We start from the raw sequence: 23,330 nt of genomic DNA, 5'->3' as shown, positions 1-23,330 counted from the left end.
GGATCCGGCCGGGCCCCCTCGACGCGGTCGGCCAGCCGCGCGCTCGTCGCGGCCAGACCGCCCGGAGAGGCGGCCGACACCGCGAACAGGCGCACCTCGCCCGGTCCCGGTCCCTGGCGCGGGCCCGTCCCGGCCGCCGGTGCCGGACCCGGCCGCCGCGGCGGTGCCGGGGGCTGCTCCACGATGACGTGCGCGTTGCTCCCCGTCACCCCGAACGAGGACACCGCCGCCCGCCGCGGGCCGTCCGTTGAGGCCCAGCCGACGTCGTCGGTGGGGACGAAGAAGCGGCCCCCCGTCGCGTCGATGGCCGGGTTCCACGCGGTGAAGTGCAGGTTGGCGGGGATGACGCCGGTCCGCGCGGCCGTCATCGCCTTGATCAGCCCGAGCACGCCCGCCGCGCTCTCCGGATGCCCGATGTTCGTCTTGATCGAACCGAGCGCGCACGGCGGGCCGTCCGTTCCGTAGGCGGCGCTGAGCGCGGCGAACTCGATCGGATCGCCGACCGGCGTGCCGGTCCCGTGCGCCTCGACGTACCCGATCCCGTCCGGTGCGGCCCCGGCGGCCCGCAGCGCCGTGGTGATCGCCGCCTGCTGCGCGGCCCGCGACGGCTGCGTGATGCCCTGCACCCGTCCGGCGTGGTTGGCGGCCGTCCCCGTGATCACGCCCAGGATCGGATCGCCCTCCCGCACCGCGTCGGGCAGCCGCTTGAGGGCCACCACGCCGCAGCCCTCGCCGCGCACGAAACCGTCGGCGGCGGCGTCGAACGCCGCGCAGCGCCCCTCCGCCGACAGCGCGCCGGCCCGCGCGAACCCGATGAGACCGGCCCACTCCAGCTGCACCGTCACCCCGCCCGCGAGGGCCAGGTCGCTCTCCCCGCTGTGCAGCGAGCGGCAGGCCAGGTGGACGGCGACCAGCGACGACGCGCAGGCGGCGTCCACGGCGATCGAGGGCCCGTTGACGTCGAGGAGGTAGGAGATGCGTCCCGGCGCGCCCGACAGGATCGACGAGATGCCCTGGTAGATGTCGACGTCGTTCAGCGTGAACCGCCGCGAGTAGTCGGTGTTCGAGATGCCGATGAACAGGCCGGTCTGCGAACCCGCCAGGGAGCGCGGCGGGATGCCGGCGTTCTCCAGCGCCTCCCAGCTGGCCTCCATCAGCAGCCGGTGCTGGGGATCGACGCTCGACCCGTCCTTGACCGGGATCCCGAAGAAGCCCGGGTCGAACTGCTCGATCCCCTCCAGGAACGCCCCATGGCGCAGTGCCCGGGGCTCGGCGAGGTCGGCGGGGACCACCCGCTCCCGCTCCGGCCACCGCCACCCCGGATCGCAGCCGGCCACCGCGTCGCGCTTGTCCAGCAGCAACTGCCACAGACCCTCGACATCGGCCACCCCGCCGGGCGCCCGGCAGGCCGCCCCGACGATCGCCACCGGTACCTGGACGGAAGAGGAGGTCAGGCTCACCCGACAAGTCCTTTCTCGCTGCGTGTCTCATCTGGGAACGGCGGCACCGGAGGCGGCCGCCGAGGCGCCGGGGCCGCGTCCCCGCTTACAGGTCTTCACTCACAGCAGGCGGTTCGCCGCCCGCACCGCCGCCCGCGCGGCGGGATGCCCCATCAGCGCCGGGATCGTCGCCTCGCCGTGCATGTAGCGGTCGAACATCCGCCACACCAGCGGCGCCCGGGTCAGCGCGCCGTGCACCGCACCCGGACGCCGCACGAAGATGTCCATCACCTGCCGCGAGGCCGCCATCTCGGCCCCGAGGCTCGACCGGACCGTCCAGGCGTACTCGGCGCCGGCCTGCTCCGCGCCGGCGGTGCCCTCGCCCGCCATCCGCGCCGCCGCCTCCCCGGCCCACATCCCCGAGCGCAGCGCGAACGAGATGCCCTCTCGCGACCAGGGATCGCACAGCCCCGCCGCGTCCCCCGCCACCACGACCCGGCCCCGGGTCAGCGGCGACTCCGGATGGCGGCACCGGGTCAGGTGCCCGGTGTCGCGCACCGGCGTCTCGCCGTCCAGCCCCTGCCGCGCCAGGAACTCGCCCAGGTACGCGCGGGTGGCCTCGCCCTGGCCGCGCGCGGCGACCACACCGGCGGTGCAGATCCCCGCCTTCGGGAACACCCAGCCGAACGAGCCGGGCAGCGGCCCCCACTCGAACGCCGCCGTCCCGCGCCAGCCCTCGGCGGCCCGGGCGCCGACCGGCACCTCCACCTCCAGCGCCAAATCCGTCTGCTCGTAGCGCACCCCGACGTGCCGGGCGATCCGGCTCGCGCTGCCGTCGGCCCCGACCAGCGCCCGCGCGCGCACCGGCCCGGCGGAGGTCCGCACGGTCACCAGGCCGTCCTCGGCGAGCCCCGTCACCGAGACCCCGTCGCGGACCTCGGCGCCCGCGCCGGCGGCGGCCTCGGCCAGCGCGGCGTCCAGCTCGTCCCGGAACACCATCAGGCACGGCCGCCGCCCGGACGAGGCGAGCGACCGCTGCCGCCGCCCCACGTGGCTGAAGGTGAAGGAGCCGATCGTCTCGTACACCTTGAGGTTCAGGCCGGGCGGGAGCGCGGTCTGCGAGTGCCCGATCAGACCGCCGCCGCACGTCTTGTAACGCGGCATCACGGCCCGCTCCAGCAGCAGCACGCTGCACCCCGCCCCGGCCGCGACCCGCGCCGCGCTGGCACCGGCCGGACCCGCGCCCACGACCACGACGTCCCAGATCCGCCGCTCGCCACCGGCCCCGAGCACCCCCATGCCGACTCTCCCTTCACGAGATCGAGCGATCGCCCGTCACGACCGGCCGTCCGACTGCGCGGGAGCAGCCGTCACAGGGCGCCGCCGCCGGCAGGTAACGCGATGTCACGAAGGGGGACCGGCTCGGCCGGCCGCCGCTTCGCGACGAGAGCGACGGAGCGAACGCCGCGGCGAGCGCCCCCGTGGCCGGGGCAAGCGGCTGACCGGGACCTTCATGCTCGGTGGACGCCGAGTCGGCCACCCGACATATGACCGGGCCCGCATCGCGGCAAACGTATCCATGCAGTTACAGAGAGTAATCATCGATGCGTGTCAGTGTCGCGTGCCACCCGCCCCGGGCCGCGCGATGAGTTTCGCGGACGGCCATGGTCCGTACTCGCGGACCCGCGAACCATGGAGGAGCCCATGACCGCCAAGGCACTACCGCCCGTCGTCGACGCCGAGACCTGGCGACGCCGGCTCGACGAGCTGCGCGCCCGGGAGAAGGCCGCGACCCGCGAACTCGACGCGATCGCCGCCCAGCGCCGCCGGATGCCGATGGTCGAGATGCCCGACTACACCCTCGAAGGCGCGGACGGACCGGTCCGGCTGGCCGACATCTTCGAGGGCAGGCCCCAGCTCATCGTCTACAACCACATGTGGTTCCCAGGCGAGACGTGGCAGTGCCCAGGCTGCACGGGCTTCACGTCCCAGTTCACCCGGCTGGAGTTCCTGGACGCCTACGACGCCAGGTTCGTCATCGTCACCCAGGGCCCGATCGACGAGGCCCTCGCGTACAAGCGACGGGTCGGGAACAAGATGACCTGGTATTCCACCGCCGACAGCCCGTTCGGCACCGACGTGGGCGCCCCGCCCGGCGGCGGCTTCGCCGTCAACGTCTTCCTCCGCGACGGCGACACCGTCTACCGCACCTGGCACACCAGCGGGCGGGGCACCGAGCAGCTCAGCCACACCTTCCCCCTCATCGACCTCCTGCCGTACGGGCGCCAGGAGGAGTGGCAGGACTCGCCCGAAGGCTGGCCGCAGTCGCCCACCTACAGCCGCTGGGCCGGCTCCGAAGAGATCGCCGCCGCCTACGGCCCGAAGGACGGGCTCTGATCGCTCCGCGGCAGCCCGCCCGGATACGGCCGTCACCAGCGCGTCACCGGGCCGGATGACTCGCGATCACGAGCATCGTCCACGTCCCCACCGGCCCCGCCGGACGGCATCGCCGACCGGCGGGACCGGCGGACACGCGCGAGCGGACGGCGACCGGTGAGGTGACGGTGACGGCCGGGTGGCGGCGGGTTCCTAGCTTCGGGTGAGTCCAGCGAAACCCACTCCTGGTTGGAGGACCCCGATGTTCCGGCACGACAGCCGCCTCCAGTTCGCGGCCAAGCCCGACAAGCCCGACCCGCTCTACGCCCGCAAGCTCCAGGAGCTCATCGGCGGCGCGTACGGCGAGATGACCGTCACCATGCAGTACCTGTTCCAGGGCTGGAACTGCCGCATGCCCGGCAAGTACAAGGACCTGATCATGGACGTGGCCACCGAGGAGATCGGCCACGTCGAGATGATCGCCACCATGGTCGCGCGGCTGCTGGAGGGGGCGCCGGCCACCGCCACCTCCAAGGCCGCCGCGGCCGACCCGGTCGTCGGCTCGGTGATCGGCGGGATGGACGTCCAGCAGGCCATCGTGGCGGGCGGCGGGCCGCTGCCCTCCGACAGCAACGGCTACCCCTGGAACGGCCGCTACATCGTCGCCAGCGGGAACCTGCTGGCCGACTTCCGCGCGAACGTCTCCGCCGAGGCCCACGGGCGCGTCCAGACGGCCCGCCTCTACCAGATGACCGACGACGCCGGCGTCCGGGACATGCTCAAGTTCAACCTGGCCCGCGACACCCTGCACCAGAACCTGTGGATCCAGGCGATCGCGGAGCTCCAGGCCGACGGCCTGGAGGGCACGGTCGCGCCGAACGCCCTGCTGGACGAGGAGCACGCCGAGCACGCCACGTCCGTCTGGCACCTCTCGGACGGCGAGCACGGGCAGGAGGGCGGCTGGGCGAGCGGGCCGCAGCCCGACGGGCGGCACGAGTTCGGCTACCTCACCGACACCGAGCCGCTGGGCGACGTGGCCTCGGCCCCGCCCCCGGACCCCGCCCTGTACGCCACCTACGACGGCAGCCAGGGCGAACCGCGGGGCCCGGCCCTCGGCACCGAGGCCGGACTGGCCGGAAAGCTCAAGGACAAGCTCACCTGACCGAGCCGACGGCAGGCGGGAACCCGGCGCCCGCGCCCGGATCCCGCCTGCCTCGCCCGTTCCGGGCCGCCGCGCCCCGACGCGGGGACGGCGGCGGAGCGGCCCACGAGAGGAGCCCGCCGTGCTCGATCCGGCCCAGTACCGACGACCCGCACCGGCCACCACCCCCACAGCCGTCCCGGCCACCGCGCGCACCCCCGCAGCCGTCCCGGCCATCGCCAAGCCTCCCGCGACCATGCCGCCCGCCGCAGGACCGATCATGACCGGCGCACCGGTCGCCGTACCCGAGGGGCCGGTCACCGGGGCGCCGGTCCTGCCGACGGACGTGCCCTCCCGGCACCGGACGCGCGGCCGGACGCGCGGCCGGGCCCGCCGCCTCGCGGGGCTGTGCGGACCGGCGTTCGTCGTGTCCGTCGCCTACGTCGACCCGGGCAACTTCGCCACCAACATGTCCGGCGGCGCGCGCCACGGCTACCTGCTGCTCTGGGTGATCGCGGCGGCGAACCTCGTCGCGATGTTCGTGCAGAGCCTGTCGGCCAAGCTCGGCATCGCCACCGGCCGGAGCCTCCCCCGGCTGTGCCGGGACCGGCTGCCGCGCCCGGTCGTGCGGCTGCTGTGGCTCCAGGCCGAGCTGGTCGCGGTCGCGACCGACCTGGCCGAGTTCATCGGCGGCGCGATCGCGCTGAACCTGCTGTTCGGCGTCCCGCTGCTGCCGGCGGCCGGCATCACCGCGACGGTCTCGTGCGTCCTGCTCATGCTCGCGCCGCGGGGGCGGCACCGGTTCGAGATCGTGATCGCCGGGCTGCTCGGCAGCGTGCTGGCGGGCTTCGCCTACCAGTCCCTGCGCGCCGGCTCGCTGGGCGGCGCGGCCGGCGGGTTCGTCCCGCGCCTGGACGGGACCGACAGCATGCTCCTCGCCACCGGCATCGTCGGCGCGACCGTGATGCCGCACGTGATCTACCTGCACTCCGAGCTGACGAGCCGGCAGGGCGAGCCGCCCGGCAGCCGCGCGGCGCTGCGGTCGAGCCGCGTCGACATCGCGGTCGCGCTCGGCGCCGCGGGCGTGGTCAACATGGTCATGCTGACCGTGGCCGCGGCCGCCTTCGGCGGCGCCGACCCGGGCGGGCTCGGCGCCATCCACCACGAGCTCGGCCGGCTGCTCGGCCCGGGCGCGGCCGTGGCGTTCGCCCTGGCCCTGCTCGCCTCCGGCCTGGCCTCCTCCAGCGTCGGGACGTACGGCGAGCATGCCCGCCTCCAGCGCCGCGTTGAACTCGCCGCACCGGCACCGCCGCTCGCAGAGCATGTCCAACCCGTGCAAGCGCACCTGCCGGAACCACTCCCGGACGGGCAGCAGCCACTCCTCCGGCCAGTCCTGGAGCAGATCCTGGCTGAGCACGGTGGGATCGAGACCGTCCGGACCGGCCCGTGCGTCCGCGGTCCCCTCGTCCTGCGCGGCCAGGGCGGTCACGGCCCGGTGGACGCGCCGGACGTCGACATCGACGCCGTCCGCCAGCGTCACCCCGTCGCCGGTGCTGCTGACCAGGTCGACGGCATGATCGCGGCGGAGCCGCCACAGCGTCGAGCGCAGGTTGGCGACCGCCCTGCGGTCGGTGAACTCCGGCCACAGGGCGGTCGCCGCCGTCGTCCTGGTGGCGAGCCGGCTCCGCGTCGCCAGAAAGGCCAGCAGCCGCTGCGCGCACGGCGCGACGGGCACCGCCCGGTCCGCGTGCCGCAGCTCGAACGAGCCGAGCAGCCTGAGGTGGCAGCCGGGCCGGTGCCGCCGGTTCTCACCTGCGGGGCGCATGATCGACCTCCCCGAAACACGACGAGCGGTGGCCGCTGGACCACCCGAGGGCCGAGCCTGTTCAGACCCTCTGCCCGTCCTGCACCGCTGAAACCACCCGTAACAGGGACAAATCGGGCCGCGGCCCTCCTCGCGCGCCCCGGGAGTCACTTGACGGCGACGCCGCCGTAGACCCAGGCGCCGCCGCGCGCGGCGGCCTCAAGGTCGTCGGACCGCCACCGGTTGACCTTGACCAGGCCCGGTTCGACGAGGGTGAGCCCGTTGAACAGGCGCAGGACCCCCTCGCGCGTCCGGAAGACCATGGGCGCCGAGGCGTTGTCGTAGGCGGCCCTGATGATCTCGACCAGGTCCGCCGGACGGTCGTCCACGGTGCTGTGCGAGATCACCAGGTGGCTGCCCGGCGCCATGTGCCCGGTGAAGGCGGCGACGATGCCCGCGGGATCCTCGGCATCGGTGACGAAGTGCAGCATGGCGTTGAAGATGACGCCGACCGGCCGGTCGAAGTCGATCAGCCGGGCCACGGCCTCGGACGCGAGGACCGTCCCGGGATTCCGCATGTCGGCCTGCACGACGGCCGTGTGATCATCAGCCGCCAGCAGGGCGCGGGCATGCGTGATGACCACCGGGTCGATATCGACGTAGACGACACGGGCGTGCGGATGAACACCCTGAGCGATCTCGTGCACATTGCCCTGGTTGGGCAGCCCGGCGCCGAGATCGATGAACTGGTCGACGCCCTGCCGGGCGACGTAGGCGACGGCGCGCCCGAGAAAACGCCGGTTCGCCCGCAGCGCCTCGACCCCGTCCGGGATGGAGGCGATGAGGTGCTCGGCGAGCTCGCGGTCGGCGGCGTAGTTGTCCTTGCCCCCGAGCACGTAGTCGTACATGCGGGCCACGTTCGGCCTGCTCGGATCGATCCCCCGCGGCACACCCGGCTGCTGCGACACGCCATCCCCATCCGCCGTGGACGAAAGACCGGACCAAGCGGCGATCACCGTGATTCGGTCACGACACGATAGCGGCGATCGCAGATCCGGCGCAGGGGGTCCGCGCGGTCGCGACACCACCGCATGCCACCCGTCCCGGCTCGGGAGCGCGAATCCAGAGCGCGGCGTCCGAGGCTATTCGGCGGCCATCAGGCCCGCCGCTTCCCGTTCCACGGGCGAGCCACTGTCGGCTATGTAGAGGGTCACCCCCACCTCGCGAATGAACCCGACCTGCCTCTGGAGCGGCTCAGGCCCCACGAAATGGCGGATGGCACTCTCCAGACTCGCCCAGGGACAGTTGATCGCGTCCGGATGCTGAGCCGGCTCGGGATCGCCGAAGACACCGACGTCCGTCGCCTTCGCCGCGAGCTTCTCAAGGACGCTCTTCCGTGGACCGTTGACCAGTGTCTCGCCCGGATTGACGATCTGCTTCGCGGCGAGCGCCTGTGCTTCGGCGCAGAGGGTCGCCAGCTCCTTCGGCTCGATCCCGAAGATGAAGTACATCGGCCGGGCGTCGGCCGTCTCTTCACCCCGAAGATAGCCGGGAATCTCCCGCCCCTTCAGGGTGAGCGTCTGCCGTTGCCGATCGAAGTACTCAAGCCGATACGATCCCCCCTCATAGGAGAACCTCATATATACCTGGTGGGCGCCGTAAATGAAGGACATCATGAACGGTTGCCCGTCGGCCGCTTTACCCAAGGCATCTACGAGCGTGTCGGGGGACGACGGGTCCACCGACCTCCCCGCCCACGCCTCCTCCCCGAACCGGGTCAACCGACCCTGGTCGGCGCCGTCAAGGGCGTACTTCTTGAAGAAGTTCGTGTAGGCGGAGTACACGCGCAGCATCTGCTTGCCGTTGAACCTGAGCTGATTCTGGGCATAAACGCTCGCCTCCTGCGCCGCCGCCAGCTGAGCGCTCCCCTTCCCTCCTGCCACTTGAGGCTCAGGAGTGACGTAGTGGAACATCACCAAGTCCCCGCCACCCCGGGTACCGGGCAATTCCCCCGCGTCCTTCCAGTGCATGATCCGAACGGCCATCGACACGTCCGCGCCGAGCCTGGCGCTCGTGGTCTTCCGGCCCTGCCCGATGAAGAGGTCCAGATAGTCATTGAGCGTGCCGGCGTCTCCGACCTGCTCCCTCAGCGACGTCATCGTCTCTCCGGGGATCAGCGCTACCAACTGCTCGACCTTGGAGACCTTGACGACCTCACCGGAGCCGTTCGTCACCTGAAGCACAGCCGCCCCCTTTTCCGATCATGACTGCCGCGCCACTGATATCCGATGTGATCCGCACGATGTCAATAACGCCGCCTGCATCACACGATGCCAGACTCGCCAACAATCCAACACGGCCGAGTCCGGCCAGCAGCCACTCGGTCGACCGATAGTCGACGGACATCCGAAATGATATTCTGGCGATCCGGGGAATATCCTCATCCTGAGAAGAGATCAGCGAACCGGATCTCGACTAACACCCGCAATTACGAGCATTCTCGGACGCAACCCCTCGGGGTTCCGAGGGGTTGCGGCCCGGTGACTGCTCAGGGGCTTCCTTCTCTGCCCGGTCGGAAGGCGGGGGTGCGGGGGAGGACGTACTGCTCGATGGCCTTGGCGAAGCCTTCGTCCTCGTGGGAGGCGGTCACGTAGGTGGCCTGCTCCTGCACCTCCTTGCTGGCGTTGCCCATCGCGATGCTCGTTCCGCTGCGCTGGAACATCAGGACGTCGTTGGGCTGGTCGCCGACCGTGACGATCTGTTCCAAGGGGATGCCGTAGTAGTGCGACAGGCGCTCCACGACGACGCCTTTGTTGGCGGTCGGGTGGGTCACGTCCAGGTAGTACGCCTGGGAGCGGGCGGCCGAGACGTGCGTGCCGAACCGCTGCCGTACCGCGGCCTCGCAGCGGGCGACCAGGTCGTGGTCGTCGCTGACGCCGACGATCTTCACGGCCCGGTCGAGGAGGCGGTCGTAGCCGGGCACGACGGTGGGCTGGAACCGCACGGTCGTCGCCTCGCGCCGCGCGTGCGGCGCCTCCGGGTCGGTGACGTACCACTCGGTGCCGCGGTAGACCCAGACGTAGAGGCCGTGCGCGCGGATCGTCTCGACGATCGCCGGAGCGGCGTCGGCCGGGACGGTGCGCTCGTCGACGACGGTCATGTCCGGCTGGACGATGATGCCGCCGTTGAACGCCGCCATGGGGCCCCGCATCTCCAGTGGGTGGACCAGCATGCGCATGCCGCGCGGCGGACGTCCGCTCGTGATCGCGAACAGGACGCCGGCCTCGTGGAGCCGCCTGATCGCGTCGATCGCGCGCGGGGTCAGCACCTTGCCCTTGGTCACCAGGGTGCCGTCCACGTCCGCCAGGACCGCGGAGATCGGCGGTGGTGGGGAGCTCGTTCCGGCCATGCTCCGTCTCCTTGCGGGGAGGTCGAGCGGACGCTCACTCGGGCCAGGTCCAGTCGCGGATCTCGGGCGGGTCCTCCAGGTGCTCGTGCGCGTACGTCACCGAGGCGGTGATCTGCTCCTCGCACGCGGCGGTGAGCTCCGCCGCGCGCTCGGCGAGCCGGGGCACGCGGCGGATCGCCTCGGCGGCCAGGTGGAAGCGGCTCATCTCGTTGAGCACGCACATCTGGAACGGGGTCGTGGTGGTGCCCTGCTCGTTGTAGCCGCGGACGTGGACGCGGCCGACGTCGGGGTGCCCGTGGACGATCTCGTGGATCGCCCGCTGGTAGCCGTGGAAGGCGAAGACGACCGGTCTGTCGGCGGTGAACAGCTCGACGAACTCCTCGCTCGTCATGCCGTGCGGGTGGTGGGCGGGCGGGAACAGACGCATGAGGTCGACGACGTTGACGACGCGCACGCGCAGGTCGGGGACGTGCTGCCGCAGCCATGACGCGGCCGCGACGGTCTCCAGCATCGGGATGTCGCCGGCCGCGGCCAGGACCACGTCGGGTTCGCCGCCGTCGTCGCTGCCGACGCGGTGCAGGATCGAGGCGCCGCGGCGGCAGTGCTCGACGGCGTGGTCCAGGTCGAAGTACTGGAGCTGCGGCTGCTTGTCGATGACGATGAGGTTGACCAGGTCGCGGCTGCGCAGGCAGTGGTCGGCGACCGACAGCAGGCAGTTGGCGTCGGGCGGCATGTAGATGCGGGCGACGGTGCCGCGCTTGGACAGCACGACGTCGATCAGGCCGGGGCCCTGGTGGCTGAACCCGTTGTGGTCGTTGCGCCAGCAGGTCGAGGTGAGCAGGATGTTGAGGGACGCGACCGGTTCCCGCCAGGGGAGGTTCCGGGCCTCCTGGAGCCATTTGGCGTGCTGGACGGTCATCGAGGCGGACACCATTGCGAACGCCTCGTAGGTGGCGAACAGCCCGTGCCGGCCGGTCAGCAGGTAGCCCTCCAGCCACCCTTCGCACAGGTGCTCGCTGAGCACCTCCATCACACGGCCGTCCGGCGCCAGGTGGTCGTCGATGTCGAGGGTGGGGCCGACGAAGCAGCGGTTCTCGACCTCGAAGACGTTGCCCAGCCGGTTGGAGTTCGTCTCGTCCGGGCAGAACAGGCGGAAGTTGCCCGCCGCGGCGTTGCGGACGTAGATGTCGCGGAGCATGTGGCCGAGCCTGCGGGTCGACTCCTGCCGTTCGGTGGCCGGCCGCTTGACCTCCAGCGCGTAGTCGCGGAAGTCGGGGATGTCCAGGTCGACCATGATTTCGCCGCCGTTGGCGTGCGGGTTGGCGCTCATGCGCCGCTCGGCGCGCGGCGCGAGTCCGGCGAGTTCGGGGACGAGCCGGCCATCGGCGTCGAACAGCTCGTCCGGCCGGTAGCCGCGCAGCCATTCCTCCAGCATGCGGAACTCGGCGGGGTCGGTGCGCGGGTGTGCCAGCGGAACCTGGTGGGCGCGGAAGGTGCCCTCGACCGGGCGGCCGTCCAGGACCCGTGGGCCCGTCCAGCCCTTCGGTGTGCGCAGGACGATGGCGGGCCAGCGCGGACGTCCGGTGAACCCGTCCCGGCGCGCCTCGGTCTGGATCGCGCGGATGCGGTCGTGGCAGCGGTCGAGCGTCGCGGCGAACGCCTGGTGGACGAGGGCGGGGTCGTCGCCCTCCACGAAGTGGACGTCGTAGCCGTTGCCCTGCAGGAGCGCCCGGACGTCCTCGTCGTCGTCGCGGCCGAGGACCGTCGGACCGCTGATCTTGTAGCCGTTCAGGTGCAGGACGGGCAGCACGGCCCCGTCGCGGACCGGGTTCAGGAACGCGGTGCCCTTCCAGGCTCCGGCCAGCGGCCCCGACTCGGCCTCCCCGTCGCCCACGACGGCGACCACGAGCAGGTCCGGGTTGTCGAAGGCCGCCCCGAACGCGTGGGAGAGCACGTAGCCGAGCTCGCCGCCCTCGTGGATCGACCCGGGGGTCTGCACGCTGACGTGGCTCGGGATGCCGCCGGGCGTCGAGAAGCGGCGGCACAGCAGCCGGAGCCCTTCGAGATCCTGGGAGACCGCGGGATACACCTGCGAGTAGGTGCCCTCCAGATAGGCCTGGGCGACCAGGGCCGGGCCCCCGTGGCCCGGCCCGGCCAGGTAGATCGCGCTGGCGTCCCGCTCGTTGATCAGCCGGTTCAGGTGCACGTAGACGAGGTTGAGGCCGGGGGACGTCCCCCAGTGGCCGAGCAGCCGCGGCTTGATGTGCTCGCGGCGCAGCGGCTCGCGCAGCAGGGGGTTGTCCAGCAGGTAGATCTGCGCGATCGTCAGGTAGTTGGCCGCCGCCCAGTAGCGCCGCATCCGATCCAGCACGTCGTCGGAAAGCGGCCCGGCGGGCGCCCCATGCGCGCCGGTCGCTGGACCGCTTCCACGCCTTTCCACGGCACTGGAAATACTGGCGTCGAATCCGTATGAAGCCGCCATTGTCCGGCTCACTCCTCACTGATGTTCGGCGAACCCGCCACGTTGGCCGACATGTGAATTCATGCGCTCGGCAGCGGGTTGAAAGGGTGGATCTCGTGCTTGCCCGCATGCACGACTCCGTACGAGCGTTCGGGGACCTCGGTCCAGACGCCGGGGAGATCGCGGAGCGGTTCGGAGACGATGAGGCGCGCTTCGGTCCCCAGCCGCCGCAGCACCTCCAGGTCGGGGTAGAGCCGGCGCACCTGCGACATCTCGGTGGAGCAGAAGAGGGATCCGCTCTCCCCGGCGGTGGAGTAGCGGAAGATCCAGATCGTCTCGCCGTCGGTGGTGGCCACGGTCATCCGCACCGGCGCGGTGATGCGGCGGCGCCGCGCGAGCCGCTCGACGAGCCCGACCGCGCGGGCGACGCCCGCCGGGGGATCCTCGGCCAGCCCGAAGGTGAGGGCCAGGAAGAACAGGGCCTCGGAGTCGGTGGAGCCCTCGATGCCGGGATACAGCGCGGCGTCCACCGCCATCATCAGGTCGCGCTTCAGTTCGTGGAACCCGGTCACGGCCCCGTTGTGCATCCAGAGCCAGCGGCCGTACCGGAACGGATGGCAGTTGCTGCGCTGGACGGGAGTGCCCGTCGAGGTGCGAACGTGGGCGAACAGGAGCGGTGTGTCGATCTGCGCGGCGACCTCGCGCAGATTCCGGTCGCTCCAAGCGGGGTCGGTGCTCTTGAAGAGCGCGGGCGTCGTTCCCCGGCCGTACCAGCCGACTCCGAAGCCGTCACCGTTGGTGGTCGTGGCTCCCAGACGCGAATGCAGGCTCTGGTCGATGATGGAGTGGACGGGCCGGAACAGCAGGTCCTCGGCGGCGATGGGGTCGCCGGAATAGGCCATCCATCTGCACATGCGATTCCTCGGTTCGCTCTGTCCGCGGCATCGCCTTCGAGCGGTGCGCGCGGCGTACCGGCGGGATCCGTGGGATCAGCCAAACGCCGCCGGAGGCCGTGGTCATCACCCGTTAGGGAGGATGGCCGGACCCCCGCTCGGCGGGATTTCGGGCGTCGAGCGGGATCCGTGCAGTCACCCGAAACGGATGGTCCTCGACCGCCTTTCTCCTCGCAGACTCGGCATCACGACCGGGTCGATCCGGCGGAGGGAGCGGCGGCGATGCGTGCTCGCGGCGGGCCAGGCGAACACATGCGATATCTCGGCGGTGTCCGGCTTCAGGACGGTGGGCCGTCATGAGCACCGCGGACGCGACCGGAGGGACCCGTTCGACGGCCGGAACCGCGGCCGAGGCCCGTCCCAGGGCGGGGGCGTGGATCTCCTGGACCGCACTGGCCCTGATGACGACGAGTTCGGTGGCGAGCCTGCGCCCGTCCCCGACCATGGCCGTCTACGGCCTGGCGTGCGTCTTCCTGTACGTCGTGCCGGCGCTGGTCTTCCTGCTGCCGACGTCGCTGGTGTCGGCGGAGCTGGCCTCCGGCTGGGAGGGCGGCGTCTACAACTGGGTGAGCCTCGGCATCTCCAAGCCGATGGGCTTCCTGGCCGTCTGGTGCCAGTTCGCCATGACGATCTTCTACTACCCGAGCCTGCTGGGCTATGTGGCGAGCACCCTGGCCTACGTCTTCAACCCCGACCTCGCCTCCAGCGGCGTGTGGACGGCCGCGGTCATCATGATCTGCTACTGGTCCGGCGTCTGGATCTCCTCGCGCGGCACCAAGGGCGTCGCCGGGCTCGCCAGCGCCGGACTCGTCCTCGGCACCCTCATCCCCGGCGCCGTCCTGATCACCCTCGGCCTGGTCTTCCTCGGCCAGGGCAACTCCTCGGCCGCGCCGATGACGTCCGACCACCTCCTGCCCGCGTGGACCGGCCTGGCGAGCCTGGTGCTGATCGTCAACAACTTCCTGTCCTACTCCGGCATGGAGATGAACGCGGTGCACGTGTCCCTCCTGCGCAGGCCGGCCAAGGAGTTCCCGCGGGCGATGTTCCTGGCCATGGGCCTGGTCCTGCTCATCTTCATCCTGCCCGCGCTGGCCATCAGCTGGGTCGTGCCGAGCGAGCAGCTCTCGCTGACCGCCGGCGTGATGCAGGCCTTCGACGCCGTCTTCGCCGAGTTCGGCTCGCAGTGGCTGACCCCGGTCGTCGGCATCATGCTCGTCACCGCGTCGCTCGGCGGCATGCTGACCTGGCTGGCCGGCCCGTCGCGGGGACTGCTGCTCATCTCGCGGCAGGAGGGCTACCTCCCGCCGTTCCTCCAGCGCCTCAACAAGAACGGCGTCCAGCAGAACATCCTGGTCGTGCAGGGCCTGATCACCACGGTGATCGCGCTGCTGTACGCGTTCGTCCCCGACGTCTCCAGCGCCTACTGGATCTTCTCGGTGATCACCACGCAGGTCTACCTGATCATGTACCTGCTGCTGTTCGTCGCGGCCGTCCGGCTGCGCCGCAACGACCCCGACCACCCGCGCGGCTACCGGGCGCCGATGCTCGCCGGCCTCTGCGGCATCGGGTTCGCCGCCTCGCTGGCGGCGCTGCTCGTCGGGTTCGTCCCGCCGTCGCAGTTCGAGTCCGGCAACGCCGGCCTGTACATCCTGTTCGTCGCGGGCGGCGCCCTCGGCCTCGGCCTGCTGGTCCCCTACCTGTTCTACAGGCTGCGCAAACCGTCCTGGAAGCAACCCGAGCCGGAGGTGAGCCCGTCATGACGGAGCCGGCCGGCACCCCGCCGGACGCCGAGCGGCGCGGACGCTGGATCCTCTACACCGTCATCGCGGTCGCGGTCGCCGCGCTCATGGTCGCGGGCCTGCTCGCCTTCGACGCCGCCAAGGAGAACCGCGCCGCCGAGGAGAAGGCCGACCAGCTCATCGCCGCGCTCCAGCGGGCGGGAGCGCGGACGCCGTCGCGCGACCAGATCGTCGGCGTGCTCGGCGACGACGGCGGCGCGGTCTGCGCCGACCCGGGCGCGTCCCTGACCAAGGCCGTGCTGCTGTCCCAGCTGGCCAACGGCGCCGGCGGCCCCGGCACCCGCCCGGTGATCGCGGACGAGGACGTCCTCAAGGGCGAGCTGCTGATCCTCAAGATCTACTGCCCGGACGAGCTGCCCACCGTCCAGAAGCTGGCCGACCGGCTCGACCTGGACGACGTGGCGGAGGACTGAGCCATGGACCTGCCCACCCACATCCAGAGCCTCATGCCGCGGGCGCGCGCGGAACTCACCGAGCTCGTCGGCCTCAGGTCGGTGGCCGACCCCCGTCAGTACCCGCCCGAGGAGTGCGAGGCCGCCGCCCGGTGGGTGGCGGGCCGGTTCGCCGCGCTCGGCTTCACCGACGCGCGCCTGGTCCCGACGATGGACGGCAGCGACGCCGTCGTCGGCCACCGGCCCTGCGCGGACCCCGGCGCGCCGACCGTCCTGCTGTACGCCCACTACGACGTCCAGCCGCCGCTGGACGAGGCGGCCTGGCGCACCCCGCCGTTCGAGCTCACCGAGGTGGACGGCCGCTGGTACGGCCGCGGCGCCGCGGACTGCAAGGGCAACATCCTCATGCATCTCATCGCGCTGCGGGCCCTCGGCGAGCGGATCCCGGTCAACCTCAAGCTCGTCGTCGAGGGCTCCGAGGAGCAGGGCACCGGCGGGCTGGAGGCGTTCGTCCCGGAGCACGCCGAGCTGCTGAGGGCCGACGCGATCCTGGTCAGCGACACCGGCGGCGGCGCCGTGGGCCGGCCCGCCGTCACCGTCAGCCTGCGCGGCATGGTCAATGTCGTGGTCAGGGTCGAGGCGCTCGCCTCGGAGGTCCACTCGGGCATGTTCGGCGGCCCCGCGCCGGACGCGCTCGCCGCCCTGGTCGCGATGCTGGCGACCCTGCGCGACGCCGACGGCGAGACCACCGTCGCCGGGCTGGACCACACCCAGGACTGGACGGGCGAGCCCTACCCCGCCGAGCGGTTCCGCAAGGACGCCGGAGTGCTGGACGGCGCCGGGCTCACCGGCCAGGGCAGCGTCTCGGACATGCTCTGGGCGCGCCCCTGCGCCACCATCCTCGGCATCGACTGCCCGCCGGTCCTGGGCTCGGCCGCGGCCATCGCGCCCAAAGCCGCAGCCCGCCTCAACCTTCGCATCCCCCCGGGCACGGCCTCGGACAAGGCGTACAGCGCCCTGGTCGACCACCTCCACGCCGCCGCCCCCTGGGGCGTCCGCGTCGAGGTCGAGCTGGAGGCGGCGGGCGAACCCTTCCGCGCCGGCGTGAACGGACCCGCCTACGGCGCGATCGCCGCCGCCATGCAGGAGGCCTACGGAGCACCGATGGCCGTCCTGGGACAGGGCGGATCGATCCCGCTGTGCACCGTGTTCGCCGACACCTACCCGGACGCGGAGATCATCCTGATGGGCGTGGAGGAGCCCCTCACCATGATCCACGCGCCCAACGAGAGCGTGGACCCGAACGAGATCGCCTCCATGGCCCTGGCGGAGGCCCTTTTCCTCCAGAAGTACGCGACCACCCGTCCGAACTGACGCTTTAACCGCACCGCAGTCAAACGGTCGCCCGGGCGCGCAGCGCTCCGAGGGTGTAGTCGAGAGTCTGCAGGTTGGCCTGCATGCTCCTACTCCGCGCGGCATCCACCCCGTCCAGGGACCGCTCTGTCGCCATGGTCATGCGGACGGCGTCGAGCGCCGCGAGCGCATCGTCGGCACGAAGATGCTCGTCCTCCGTTATGGCGGTCTCCCGCAGCACGTGAAGCGCCTTGTTCATATCGTCGGCGAGACGCTGGATGTCACCCCACCGGACACTGACCTCCGCGCCGGGAGTGAGCAACTCGACCGTACGAATGGCATCGCGCAGATTGGCGCCCTGCGCCCACACCCGGACCGCCTTCGCGTTCCAATCCTGCTCGCCTTCTGAACGCTTCCGCATGACATAAACCAGCCAGGCCACAAGGACGACAAGCGAAGCGGCGAGGGCGATCCAAAGCCCCACAAGCGAAGAGGCACCGCTGCCATCCGAAGAGGCACCCTGAGCCTCTGTAGGGGCCGCGGTCACGGTATCCGCCGGGGTGTCGCGTTCCTGCGGAGCGGTACTGCGCTCGGGAAGGACGCCGGCGGCGCGGCTAGGAGACTGATCGACGCTTCTGGTCTGAGCCGGCGATTCACTTGACGTCCCGCCGCCGTCACCGCCACACCCGGTCGCCAAGGCCGTCACGAAGGCCCCGGCGGCGAACACCGCAACGAATCTACGTCGCATCTTCCCGTTACCTCCGCCTCGGCGTCCAGTGCAGGGTGCGCGAACAAGCACCAGCACGAGATCACCCGCGACGAGTGAACCCACCGGAACCGTGTCTTCTCACGGTCGATCAACAACTCGACCGGCCACCGGGCCCAGCCCAGATCGTCGACGACCTGGACGCCATCAGAGCCCGGCTGCGCCATATGGCGGAGGACCTACAACGACACCACCGACAAACGCCTCCACACCACCACCGCCGAGCTACTACGCCTAGCCGGCTTCACCGCGCTCGACAACGCACAGCACAGACTCGGGTTGGTGGTGATGTACTGCCCCGGAAAAGAATCGTGGAGGCTCGGGTGATCCCGGCCTCCACGTGTACTGCGGGTTTGTGTCCGAGGGGTGATCACAACCAATTCCACATGCCCACGACTACCCCAATCGGCGACGTTCACCGCATTACGGTGGGTGACTAGCCGTGTGACGTGCTGTGTCGCGATCATTCGGGCTCGTACGCGCTCTCGCGCGTACGAGCCCTACGTTAACGCTACCCCGTAGTCTCTGGAGCTTGCTAACTCCAAAGAGTTAGCAATGCCCGACTCGGTCAGCCGCTGGTTGAATTCACGTACTGGAGTGATCCACGACTTCGACCAGTGGGCCTGGCCTGTGTAGACCCGGACTTGGCTGAGGGCATCCCCACCACATCAGCGATCCGACTGAGAGGCGGTTTGGGCCGCTGTCCGGCTCCGCCTCAGGCGGGCCGGGCCCCGCCGCCGCTACTGATGCTGAACACGTACCCGGTCCGCATCGGAATGGCCAGCGCGCGGGCCGGGGAAGCGTCGTCCGTCAGATCAGTTGCCTTCGTGCGGCCCAGATCACTGCTTCGATGGGGGTGTTGACCTCCAGGCGATCACAAATCGCTCGGAGTCGCCTGCGGAGTGTCCGGGCGCTCAACTCCAACTTGCGCGCGGCGACGTTCACGGTCACGCCGGCGGCGATTTGTGCGAGGAGCCTGATCTCATCTTCAGTCAGGCCGAACTTTTCCTCGTCCCTTCTAGGCGCGAGGGCCAGTGTGGCTGGCTTGATGGCCAGGAGGGTGTCTGCGTCCTCGGGACTGGTGAACGTACCGCTGCCAAGACTGCCGACAGTATCGTCACTGCGCGAGGGAGCAGCCAGCGCTGATCCCTCGTTCCGCTGTGCCGTGATGGCAGCAAGGCCAGCGTGCAGGTCCAACGACTCCTGCAGAGCCTGTTCGGTGCGAACGTCGGCCACCTGGAGCAGCATGTCGAGGGGATCGATTGTGGTGTCGTCATGGTGGCCGGTCATTCGTCGCCCGCCTTTCCAGCCGTTCGGAGCAGCAATTCCTTCAGTCGCTCCCTCGCCCTATGCAAGTTCTGCCGCACGGCGTCCTCGTTGATGCCCATCTCTTTCGCGATCTGGGTGTTTGAGAACCCGTCGTAGTGCCAGGCCATCACTTGCCGCTGCTTCATCGGCAGAGTGTGCAGCGCGTCCATGACCCGCTGTTCCTGCTCACCGAGCTCCACCGAGTCGAGCAGCGGGAACGCGGCTCGGTCGGGCACCGCGTCGATCGGTGCTTCGACCGGGGGACGGCGCAGGTACTCACGAACCGCAACCGTACGGAGCCACGCCTTCGGCTCGCGGATTCGGTCCCATGACTCCCAAGCCAAGCTGAACGCCGACTGCGCGGCATCGGCGGCTTCCGTCGGCGACGCCCCGTGCTTCAGGACGAACCGCATAAGCTTAACCATTTCGCTCTCGTACAGCGCGCTGAACTCCTGGACACCCGGTTGGGGGCGCGCTGCCCGTGTCGCTACGCGTTCGGGTGCCGCATCACTCATCCGCGTTCTCCACTTGGGGTCGGGCCGACGTCGATCTGAACCAATGAGCCGTCCGCTCCATGGTCGCTCAGCCGGCTCCCAGGCGGCAGCGTACGCAACATCTCCGTTCTCGTCCTTTGCCGTGTCTGGTCAAGCTGGACGTGTGCCCGCAGCCGAAGCCACAGCCCGGTGAGGCCAGCCGCCGAGCAGCCGAGCACCACCGCCTCGCTGAGCCACGTCGGTTCCATCCGGCTCCGCCTCTCGAGGTCTACTCGTGTCTCTGCCGGACCGCCACCGGCCCGGATCCTCAGGAGTTAGTAGGCGGAGCTGGCGGTCCCGTGACATCGCCAAGGTCAGGGGATGGGCGCACCGCCCGGTGCTTGCCCTCGACGCCGCTGGCATCCCGGACGACGAGATCGCCCGCCCCCCTCTACACGCCCTGGCGGCGGGCTCGAAGCATCGTCGGCGCACCCGGCCCCGGCCATGGCCACCGCTCAGGAGTCTTTGCCGACGATGCGGTCAGGTCATCGAGGCAAGGTGGTCACAAAAGAAGCACAACGATCCGCCGACTGCCTCGGTCATCATCCGGACCATCCGCATCGGAATCGGCGATGACGGCGTTCCCAAGGAATTCGGCACGGAACAACGCGACCGGATCATCCAGGCAGTGGTCGAGGAAACCACGCACGCCATCAACGACGAGACCGCTCGGCCCGGGAACCGGTAACCATGATGGCGGTCAAATCCGAGATGGCGGCGGTCCACACATCGGAGGAGAGCGAGTCCTGATGGTCGTGGTCAAGCCGTGAACCGGGGACCTCTTGGGCCGAAGGTGGCGGCTCCCCTGCAGGTCGGTTAGGAAGGGTGCCTCCAGGGATCAGTCTTCCTAACCCACCTCGCCACCGCTTGCGGCGGGATGCCGTCCGCCTTGCCCGAGGAAAGAAATGTGGGACAGATGACTTATCTGTCCCACATTGTCATGATGTGTCCGAGGGGTGGTCGCGACCAATTTACGTTGCCCAATACCGCCCCGATCGGCGGCATCCACCGCATCACCATGGGTGCATGGCCGTCCCGGTGATGCGACGTGCGCGCTGAAACCATCACCTGTGCGCGAGGCCAACGCATCTCCAAAGAAGATATCGTCAATAAAGCTTTCCTTGCTCGCCTGGGGGTCGACTGAGAATATGACTTTGCAATGGCGGAGCGTCCACGAGCCGTCCCCGCAGGCGCGGGGCCTACGACAAGGGCCTCCGCAATCTTGGCCGCTCGGAGGAACCATCCCCGCGGGCGCGGGGCCGACCTCGTCATCAGCGGGGGAGACGGCCGCCATGGCGAACCATCCCCGCGGGCGCGGGGCCGACGTGCCGAGCCCAAAACGTCAGCGCCGCGAACGGAGAACCATCCCCGCGCGGGGATGGTCCGCCTGGAGCGTGGCGGTCGCGCACTGGTCGTTGGTCGGCCCCGCGCCCGCGGGGATGATCCAATGGACATGGGGATGCGTGCCTATGCCGAACTGTCGGCCCCGCGCCCGCGGGGATGGTCCCGGCTTCTCGCCCGGCAACCGCTCGCACCGGAAGTCGGCCCCGCGCCCGCGGGGATGGTCCACGGGCGATGTGCGCCCGCAGGATCGCGACCAGGTCGGCCACGCGCTCGCGGGGATGGTTCCCCGCATGCGATCGCGGACCTGGCCCGAGACCTGTCGGCACCGCGTCCGCGGGGGCGGTTGCGGAATGGGCTGGTTGCATGGCGTGGTTGACGATCGTTCGCGGAGAGCCTGAGGTCGGGCTTGAGGAGCGCCTGATAGCTGGCTCTGCTTACGAAGCTGAGAGGGTCTCGCCGGGCGCCGCGTCGAAGAAGCCAGCCGTCAGGCGGAGGATTCTGCTCGGGCTCTGGTCGCGGCTCTCCGCGTGACGAAGCCGATCTTTTCGCGGGAGCGGGTTGGTGGTGACGTGCTGCCCCGAGAAAAAGACAGTGGAGGCGCGGGTTGGCCCGGCCTCCACTTGTGCTGAGGGTTTGTGTCCGAGGGGCGGCCACGACCAATTTACGTTGCCCAATACCACCCAGATCGGCGGCATCTACCGCATAGCCGTGGGTATATAGCATCCCGGTCATGTGACGTGCGCGCTGAAACCATCCCGTGTGTGCGAGGTCGACGCATCTAATATATCGTCAATAGAGCTCTCATTGCTTGCCTGGGGTCGACTGAAAATATGACTTCGAAATGGCGGATCGTCCACGAGCCATCCTCGCGGGCGCGGTGTCGACGGTGCGCCTCGGACCGGGCGGCGGCGCGCGCCCGAACTATCCCCGCGGGCGCGGGGCCGACGAGGACGAGCTCCTCCACGCCGTGCGGGCCTCGGAACCATCCCCGCGGGCGCGGGGCCGACAACGGCGTTTTCCCCTTCTACAACACCCTGGACGAACCATCCCCGCGGGCGCGGGGCCGACGCCTGCCCGACCGCGCCACCGGAGTAGAAGCCCGAACCATCCCCGCGGGCGCGGGGCCGACGCCGGCTGCAACCGCGGCCAGTCCGACCCGCTGGAACCATTCCCGCGGGCGCGGGGCCGACGTTGCAGGCCCGGCCGGTCACCGCCCGGGTCGAGAACCATCCCCGCGGGCGCGGGGCCGACGGCATGGACCTGGTCGTGGACGGCGACTGGGACGAACCATCCCCGCGGGCGCGGGGCCGACAAGGCCAGGGCGGTGATCCCCTGCTCGGCACCAGAACCATCCCCGCGGGCGCGGGGCCGACTCCTCCCGGATCGTGTTGATCACCCGGATCAGGGAACCATCCCCGCGGGCGCGGGGCCGACCCTCCGGTCAGGCCGCGCACGAGCCCAATCCGGGAACCATCCCCGCGGGCGCGGGGCCGACTACGTGCACACCGGACCGCAGGTCGCGGTGCCGGAATCCATCCCCGCGGGCGCGGGGCCGACATGCTCCAGAGGAGGTGCCCAGGATGACCAGGCGGAACCATCCCTGCGGGCGCGGGGCCGACGTGCTGTGGGTCGCGCGAGCCACGCTCAAGCAGGAACCATCCCCGCGGGCGCGGGGCCGACCAGCTCGTCCCCAACCGCCCCGCCCTCGTGGAGGAACCATCACCGCGGGCGCGGGGCCGACTATTGGATGTACACGATTCCCGTAACGCTCGCAGAACCATCCCCGCGGGCGCGGGGCCGACACCCCCGACCTGGTCATCAAGAACTCCGACCAGGAACCATCCCCGCGGGCGCGGGGCCGACGGAGTCGGCGGCCTCGAACTGCGCCAGGACCTGGAACCATCCCCGCGGGCGCGGGGCGGACTCCCAGATCTGGTCGGGGCTGCGGCGGTTGCCGGAACCATCCCCGCGGGCGCGGGGACGACGTCAGGGCGATGGTGAAGCCCGCGATGGTGGCCGAACCATCCCCGCGGGCGCGGGGCCGACCACGCGGCACCACCGGACACGCTGAGAGTCGGAGAACCATCCCCGCGGGCGCGGGGCCGACACCAGTTGGGCCCACTCCGCGTACGTCGCCCGGGAACCATCCCCGCGGGCGCGGGGCCGACCGCGTCCCGGAGCAGGCGCGAAGCTTCGCGGACGAACCATCCCCGTGGGCGCGGGGCCGACGTGAGCGTGTAGCGGGCCAGCGA

Annotated in this window: 18 protein-coding genes and 1 CRISPR repeat array (1 of these 19 only partly in view); of the genes, 7 read left to right on the top strand and 11 right to left on the bottom strand. The window is 70.7% G+C overall.

The annotated features are described in order from the left end of the window. Window positions 1-1,460 (bottom strand): polyketide synthase (locus E1300_RS20425; RefSeq protein WP_131758627.1); only part of this gene is annotated, 1,460 nt, incomplete at its 3' end. Between the two features lie 99 nt (window positions 1,461-1,559). Then, a complete protein-coding gene (locus E1300_RS20420) occupies window positions 1,560-2,738 on the bottom strand; it encodes a geranylgeranyl reductase family protein (RefSeq protein WP_131758626.1) in 1,179 nt (392 codons plus the stop codon). A 405-nt stretch (window positions 2,739-3,143) separates the two neighbouring features. Here E1300_RS20420 and E1300_RS20415 point away from each other — a divergent pair, with 405 nt between their 5' ends. From E1300_RS20415 to E1300_RS51640, 3 genes are all read left to right on the top strand, one after another. Continuing rightward, window positions 3,144-3,836 (top strand): DUF899 domain-containing protein, encoded by a 693-nt coding sequence (locus E1300_RS20415; RefSeq protein ID WP_131758625.1) that lies wholly within the window; start codon window positions 3,144-3,146, stop codon window positions 3,834-3,836. A 241-nt stretch (window positions 3,837-4,077) separates the two neighbouring features. Continuing rightward, window positions 4,078-4,977 (top strand): manganese catalase, encoded by a 900-nt coding sequence (locus tag E1300_RS20410; protein WP_131758624.1) that lies wholly within the window; start codon window positions 4,078-4,080, stop codon window positions 4,975-4,977. Window positions 4,978-5,098: 121 nt separating this feature from the next. Continuing rightward, a complete protein-coding gene (locus E1300_RS51640; RefSeq protein WP_207399863.1) occupies window positions 5,099-6,952 on the top strand; it encodes an Nramp family divalent metal transporter in 1,854 nt (617 codons plus the stop codon). Here E1300_RS51640 and E1300_RS20400 read toward each other — a convergent pair. From E1300_RS20400 to E1300_RS20375, 6 genes are all read right to left on the bottom strand, one after another. Next, window positions 6,928-7,728 carry an SAM-dependent methyltransferase gene (locus tag E1300_RS20400; RefSeq protein ID WP_242619269.1) on the bottom strand — a complete coding sequence of 267 codons (801 nt, stop codon included), beginning with the start codon at window positions 7,726-7,728 and terminating at the stop codon, window positions 6,928-6,930. The genes E1300_RS51640 and E1300_RS20400 overlap by 25 nt on opposite strands. Window positions 7,729-7,902: 174 nt before the next feature. Continuing rightward, window positions 7,903-9,003, bottom strand: coding sequence for a hypothetical protein (locus E1300_RS20395; RefSeq protein WP_131758623.1), 1,101 nt, complete (start codon window positions 9,001-9,003; stop codon window positions 7,903-7,905). Then, window positions 8,975-9,166 carry a hypothetical protein gene (locus tag E1300_RS20390; protein WP_131758622.1) on the bottom strand — a complete coding sequence of 64 codons (192 nt, stop codon included), beginning with the start codon at window positions 9,164-9,166 and terminating at the stop codon, window positions 8,975-8,977. Before E1300_RS20390 ends, E1300_RS20395 begins: the two co-directional genes overlap by 29 nt. Window positions 9,167-9,308: 142 nt before the next feature. Continuing rightward, window positions 9,309-10,169: a Cof-type HAD-IIB family hydrolase gene (locus tag E1300_RS20385; protein ID WP_131758621.1), complete on the bottom strand. Its 861-nt coding sequence runs from the start codon at window positions 10,167-10,169 to the stop codon at window positions 9,309-9,311. Between the two features lie 34 nt (window positions 10,170-10,203). Then, complete coding sequence (locus E1300_RS20380) at window positions 10,204-12,609, bottom strand: phosphoketolase family protein (RefSeq protein WP_278045370.1); 2,406 nt, start codon at window positions 12,607-12,609, stop codon at window positions 10,204-10,206. A gap of 101 nt (window positions 12,610-12,710) precedes the next feature. Then, complete coding sequence (locus tag E1300_RS20375; protein WP_207399862.1) at window positions 12,711-13,544, bottom strand: class II glutamine amidotransferase; 834 nt, start codon at window positions 13,542-13,544, stop codon at window positions 12,711-12,713. A 335-nt stretch (window positions 13,545-13,879) separates the two neighbouring features. Between E1300_RS20375 and gadC the strand changes: the two genes are divergently transcribed. The 3 genes from gadC to E1300_RS20360 are packed head-to-tail and all read left to right on the top strand — an operon-like array spanning window position 13,880 to window position 17,148. Beyond that, the gene (gadC, locus tag E1300_RS20370) at window positions 13,880-15,343 is read left to right on the top strand and encodes a glutamate/gamma-aminobutyrate antiporter GadC (protein ID WP_131758619.1); all 1,464 of its coding nucleotides are present in this window, start codon (window positions 13,880-13,882) and stop codon (window positions 15,341-15,343) included. Continuing rightward, complete coding sequence (locus tag E1300_RS20365) at window positions 15,340-15,795, top strand: hypothetical protein (RefSeq protein WP_131758618.1); 456 nt, start codon at window positions 15,340-15,342, stop codon at window positions 15,793-15,795. Before gadC ends, E1300_RS20365 begins: the two co-directional genes overlap by 4 nt. A gap of 3 nt (window positions 15,796-15,798) precedes the next feature. Continuing rightward, window positions 15,799-17,148, top strand: coding sequence for a dipeptidase (locus E1300_RS20360; protein WP_131758617.1), 1,350 nt, complete (start codon window positions 15,799-15,801; stop codon window positions 17,146-17,148). 19 nt (window positions 17,149-17,167) lie between these two features. On the opposite strand, the gene E1300_RS20355 is transcribed toward E1300_RS20360, so the two are convergent. From E1300_RS20355 to E1300_RS20345, 3 genes are all read right to left on the bottom strand, one after another. Next, entirely contained in the window at window positions 17,168-17,854 is a 687-nt protein-coding gene (locus tag E1300_RS20355; protein ID WP_131758616.1) for a hypothetical protein, read from the bottom strand. A gap of 849 nt (window positions 17,855-18,703) precedes the next feature. Then, window positions 18,704-18,943, bottom strand: a complete 240-nt coding sequence (locus E1300_RS53715; RefSeq protein WP_131758629.1) for a LuxR C-terminal-related transcriptional regulator — start codon at window positions 18,941-18,943, stop codon at window positions 18,704-18,706. Between the two features lie 236 nt (window positions 18,944-19,179). After that, a complete protein-coding gene (locus E1300_RS20345) occupies window positions 19,180-19,716 on the bottom strand; it encodes an RNA polymerase sigma factor (RefSeq protein WP_131758615.1) in 537 nt (178 codons plus the stop codon). A gap of 355 nt (window positions 19,717-20,071) precedes the next feature. Here E1300_RS20345 and E1300_RS20340 point away from each other — a divergent pair, with 355 nt between their 5' ends. Then, a complete protein-coding gene (locus E1300_RS20340; protein WP_131758614.1) occupies window positions 20,072-20,422 on the top strand; it encodes a hypothetical protein in 351 nt (116 codons plus the stop codon). A 1,512-nt stretch (window positions 20,423-21,934) separates the two neighbouring features. Further along, a CRISPR array of direct repeats spans window positions 21,935-23,330; the repeat unit is 28 nt; unit sequence GAACCATCCCCGCGGGCGCGGGGCCGAC (it continues 1,626 nt past the right edge of the window).

The sequence above is a fragment of the Actinomadura fibrosa genome (assembly GCF_900659615.1).
GTDB classification, from domain to species: domain Bacteria; phylum Actinomycetota; class Actinomycetes; order Streptosporangiales; family Streptosporangiaceae; genus Spirillospora; species Spirillospora fibrosa.
Note: the sequence above shows the minus strand (reverse complement) of the source record. Positions and strands in the feature narration are given on the sequence as shown.